Raw genomic sequence first — 5,035 nt, forward strand, 5'->3', positions numbered from 1 at the left:
TGGTTGAACTGGCCGCGGAAGTCGCCGCCGATGGCCGCCTGGCAATACAGCACAGCCGCCTGCGCCGGGTCGGACGCCATTTCCCAGCCTTCTTCATGGAAACGACCGAGGATATTGAGGGACTTGGCGTGCCCCAGGCCGGCGGCCTGGCGGTACAGGGCCAGTGCGGCGGGCCGGTCGGCGGTTACGCCCTTGCCGCTCATCAGCAGATTGGCCAGGTTGTACATGCCCCAATCCAGCCCGCCGATGGCCGCCTGGCGGTACCAGTACGCGGCCAGCTGGGCGTCCGCCGCCACGCCCCAGCCGTTTTCCAGGCAGCGGCCCAGCATGTTGACGGCTTCCACATCGTCGCGCGCGGCCGCCTGGCGGAACCAGTGCACGGCGTGCGCGGGGTCGGGCGGCACGCCCTGCCCCACCAGCAAACGCTGCGCCAGGATGGCCTGGGCGCGCGGCACGCCCTGGCGGGCGGCGGCCTGCAGCCACGCCAGCGCCTGCCCGCCGTCGCCACTGGCCAGCATGGCGGACCAGCCGGCCGCCGGCAACTGGCGCAGCGCCTCGACGCTGGCCGGCATCAGAAGCTCAGGTCCGCGCTCAGGCTGACGCTGCGGCTGGCGCCGGGCACGCCGTACAGCTGGAAGCCGTCCAGCGAAGAACCGATGCGCGCCCAGTAAAACTTGTTGGCCAGGTTTTGCACGTTGAGGTTCAGCGCCAGGCGCGGGTTGACGCGGTAGCGCGCAGCCAGGCTTTGCACCCAGTACGCCGGCGCCTTTTCCGTGTCGAAGACATAGGTGGGCGCCTTGCCCGCAGGGCCGGACACGGTGCTGCTGTTATTGTTCAAGCCGCCCACATAGGCATTGTCCGAATAGCGGCGCTCGCCCACGTACTGCGCGCCATAGCTGAGCACCAGGCCCGCCATGGGCGTGTATGAGGTCCACAGGTTGAAGGTCCAGTCCGGCACATTCTTCGCTTCGCTGCCGCTGTTGGCGCCCTTGGTCTGCCTGCTCATCAGGCGCGACATGCCGCCATACACGGACCATTGCTCCGTGACATTGCCCTGCACGCCCAGTTCCGCGCCCTTGACCCGCTTGGCCGGCAAGGCGCGCACGGGCGACACTTCATCGTCGCCGTACTCCCAGGAATCGCTCACTTCCGTACGGAAAATGGCGCCCGTCAGGGCCAGGCGGTGGCGCAGCACATCCCACTTGCCGCCCAGTTCCATGGTCTTCGAGGTGGCCGGCGCATACGCGGACGCCGCCGCCGAGCCGTAGATGGCGTTGTTCGTCGAGGCGCCCAGGGCCGACGGCTGGGCCGCCTGCGCGTACGCCAGGTACAGGCTGGCCTCGTCGACGGGCTTGTACAGGGCGGCGATGCGCCCGCTGGTGGCGCCGTCGCTGCTGCGCGAGGTATTCACGCCCTTCAGCGACGTGTCCGCCTTCCAGTGGTCGTAGCGCAGGGACGCCACCATGCGCCACTGCTCAGTCAAACGGATGGCGTCCGTCACGTACAGGCCCGCATTGCTGATCACCGACTCCAGGCCGCCATTGCCCTTGACGGTGGGAACGCTGCCCTGCACCACTTGCGGATGGGCCATGTCGAACCACAGGGTGCCCGCAGGGGCATTCACCGTACGCTGGTAGTCGCCATAGGTTTCGCGGTACAGGTCCAGGCCCGTCACCACTTCGTGCCGCACGGGTCCCGTCTGGAAGGCAACGCTGACATCCGTCTGGTTCGCCAGAATCCTGTAGCGCTTCGAGGTGCCGAAATCGCTGCCGCGCAGCACGCCATACGCGTCCGTCCTGTTGCTGAAGTCCGTGTACGCGGCGATGCCATTGATTTTCGTCAAACCACCCACGCCCGTATAGCCCAGCGACGTGCCCAGGGTGGCGCCCGTTGCGCTTGCCGCGTTGAAGCGGGCCGGCGACATCACGGACAGGTTGTCCGTCAGCGCCCAGCGCGTCTGGTTGCGGATCTTGACGTCCGGGGCAAAATCGTGCTCGACCTTGATGGTGGCCGCATCCGAGGTGGTGCGCTGGGTGTAGCTGTCGGCGCCGAACCAGGCGCTGTGCGGCACGTTGGCCATGGGCTGGCCGCCCGTACCCCGCTGGATCGGCAAGCCGCCGTCGGGCACGTTGTCATCTTCCTGGTGGAACAGGTCGACCCACACGCGCGTGGCGCCGTCCAGGCCCGTGCCCACCGACAGGGCCAGGCCCTGGCGGTCGTTGTTCGTCACGTCGCGTCCCGCCACGTCGTTCTTTTGCTTCATGACATTCAGGCGCAGGGCGCTGCCCGTGTCCAGCTGCCGGTTCACGTCGGCCGTCACGCGGCGGTAGGCCGCGCTGCCCACGCCGAAGGACGCCGTATTCGCGTTGCCCAGTTTGGCTTCCTTGCTGACCAGGTTGACGGTGCCGCCCACGGCCGAGGTGCCCGATTCGATGGAGCCGGTGCCTTTGAACACTTCCACCTGGTCCAGGTTGAAGGTGTCGTTGCGGCTGGACATGCCGGCGTCGCGCATGCCGTCCACCGTCAGGCTTTGCTCGGAGGAAAAGCCGCGGATGGTAAACAAGTCGCCCCAGCCCAGGTTGCCCTCGCCCGAGGTAAACGTGATGCCGGGCACGTTCTTCAGGATGTCCTGCAGGTTTTGCGCATTCTGCTCCGTCAGTACTTCGCGCGGCACGATGGTGATGCTTTGCGGCGTGTCGCGCAGGGGCTGGGCGAACTTGGCCGAGCTCAGGTGTTCCGGCTTGTAGGCGGGCGCTTCGCGCTCGGCCTTGACGACCACCTCGTTCAATTGCTGCGGCTGCGTCGTGGCCGAAGTGGCCGCATCGGCCGCATCGGCGGCCAGGGCCGTGCCCGTGGCGCCCAGCGACGTCAAGGCCAGGCCGACGGTGGCCGACAGTTTGCCGTACTGGGCGAACAGCGATTCGATGGTTTCGGCCGTGTTGTTGCTGCGGCTGCGTTGATTACCCTGATGCATGTGACTTCCCTCTGTAGATTGTAATGATTCTCACTACAGGTACTATAATGGCCGGCTGGCAGGGCCAGAACAGGCCCGCGGACGGGAATGTAATGAAATGTGTTGGCGCCACGGGGCCGTCACATGCCATTACAAAAATCAGCACACTCTTCACCATAGACAGCGGAAACATGGCAACAGGCACGAAACGGGCGGACCAGGTATTGATCGTCGACGACGACGGGGAAATCCGGCAATTGCTGTCGGTCTATCTGGACAACGCGGGCTACCAGGCGCACGCGGCGTCCGGTGGCGATGAAATGTGGCAAGTGCTGGCCAGCACGCCCATCGACATGATCATCCTCGACCTGATGCTGCCCGGCGACGACGGCCTGGAACTGTGCCGCCAGCTGCGCGCGCGGCGCAACATTCCCGTCATCATGCTGACGGCGCGCGGCACCCTGGTCGACCGCATCGTGGGCCTGGAAGTGGGCGCCGACGATTACCTGCCGAAGCCCTTCGATCCCCGCGAATTGCTGGCGCGCATCAAGGTCATCATCCGCCGCGCCCGCAGCTTTCCGGAGAAACACGAAGCGGACCGCATCGGCACCGTGCGTTTCGACGGCTGGCAACTGGACACGCGGGCGCGCCAGATGCGCTCGCCCCAGGGCGTGACCTTGTCGCTGGGCAGCTCCGACTACCTCGTGCTGCGGGCCTTGCTCGACCATCCGAAACGCACCCTGAGCCGCGACTTCCTGCTGGCCGCCGTGTATGGCAAGGAAAGCCTGCCCTTCGACCGATCCATCGACGTGTGCGTCAGCCGCCTGCGCCAGCAGCTGGGCGACAATCCCCGCCTGCCGGCCCTCATCAAGACCATCCGCAACGGCGGCTACATGCTCAACGCCGACGTGGCGTACGAGGAATGACGGGCCTGGGCACCGCGCTGCAACGGCTGTGGCCGCGCAGCCTGTCGGGCCGCCTGGCCCTCGTGCTGGTGCTCGGCATGCTGGCGGCGCAGGCCCTGACGGGCACCATCTGGTATGACATGCGCTACGGCAAGGCGATGGAAATTCCCACGCGCCTGGCCGCCACCCGCCTGGCCGACGCCGTGCGCATGCTCGACGCCGTGCCGCCCGCCAGCCGCCCCGCCATGCTGGCCGCCATCAGCAGCGCGGATTTTGCCGTGCGGGCCGTCGACGGCCCCGCCGCGACGCCGCCGCCCCTGGACCGCAACGACGTCTTCAGCAGCGAACTGTTCCTCGACGTGCTGCGCCAGCGCCTGGGCGGCCAGGCCGACGAGCTGGCCCATCATGGCGTGCGCGTGCTGGCCAGCGAACTGGCGCACGCGGCGCCGCGCCAGGGCAACTGGCTGACCCTGCTGCGCGATCCCTTCCCCACGGGCCACTTCATCGTCCAGCTGCGCCTGCACGACGGCGCCTGGCTGCAGGCCGAGGCGCGCGAAGGCCAGGCGGGCATGAGCACGGCGCCGCGCGCGGCCGCCATCGATTATCTGCTGCGCATCTACGTGCTGCGCATCGCCGCCATCCTGCTGCTGGCCTGGCTGGCCGTGCGCCTCGTGATGCAGCCGCTGGGCAAGCTGGCCGCCGCCGCCGACAAGCTGGGCGAGAACATCTTCAGCCCGCCCTTGGACACGGACGGTCCCACGGAAGTGCGCAAGGCCTCGCAAGCCTTCAACGCCATGCAGCGCCGCCTGATCGACAATATCGCCGAGCGCACCCGCTTCCTGGCCGCCGTTTCGCACGACCTGCGCTCGCCCATCACGCGCATGAAGCTGCGCACGGAACTGCTGCCCGGCGAGGCCGAGCGCGTGAAATTTCGCCGCGACCTCGATGAAATGGATGCGCTGGTGGGCGCCACCCTGACCATGGTGCAGGACAGCGGCTTGCACGAACAGCGGCAGATGGTCGATATCGACAGCCTGCTGGCCAGCCTGCGCAGCGATTGCGCGGAAACGGGCGGCCAGGTGAGCATCACCGGCCAGGCGGCGCCCCTGCCCGCCCACCCCCGCAGCCTGAAGCGCTGCCTGCAAAACATCGTCGACAATGCCATCCGCTACGGCGG

Annotated in this window: 4 protein-coding genes; 2 read left to right on the forward strand and 2 right to left on the reverse strand. The window is 67.6% G+C overall.

All coding sequences use genetic code 11. The features are described 5' to 3' along the window. A partial coding sequence (locus EBS11_RS27900) for a tetratricopeptide repeat protein (RefSeq protein ID WP_290608710.1) occupies positions 1-572 on the reverse strand: 572 nt, incomplete at its 3' end. Further along, positions 572-2,974, reverse strand: a complete 2,403-nt coding sequence (locus EBS11_RS27905) for a TonB-dependent siderophore receptor (protein WP_290608712.1) — start codon at positions 2,972-2,974, stop codon at positions 572-574. The genes EBS11_RS27905 and EBS11_RS27900, both read right to left, overlap by 1 nt. Positions 2,975-3,144: 170 nt before the next feature. Here EBS11_RS27905 and EBS11_RS27910 point away from each other — a divergent pair, with 170 nt between their 5' ends. After that, on the forward strand, positions 3,145-3,879 hold the full coding sequence (locus EBS11_RS27910; protein WP_290608714.1) for a response regulator transcription factor: 735 nt from the start codon (positions 3,145-3,147) through the stop codon (positions 3,877-3,879). After that, a partial coding sequence (locus tag EBS11_RS27915; RefSeq protein WP_290608717.1) for a HAMP domain-containing protein occupies positions 3,876-5,035 on the forward strand: 1,160 nt, incomplete at its 3' end. The genes EBS11_RS27910 and EBS11_RS27915, both read left to right, overlap by 4 nt.

This window comes from Janthinobacterium sp., assembly GCF_009923995.1.
GTDB lineage: Bacteria > Pseudomonadota > Gammaproteobacteria > Burkholderiales > Burkholderiaceae_D > Janthinobacterium.

What these genes read in the sequence shown, in the direction of transcription:
- EBS11_RS27905 (WP_290608712.1), bottom strand. Translation starts at nt 2,974, where the DNA reads ATGCATCAGGGTAATCAACGCAGCCGCAGCAACAACACGGCCGAAACC.
- EBS11_RS27910 (WP_290608714.1), top strand. Translation starts at nt 3,145, where the DNA reads ATGGCAACAGGCACGAAACGGGCGGACCAGGTATTGATCGTCGACGAC.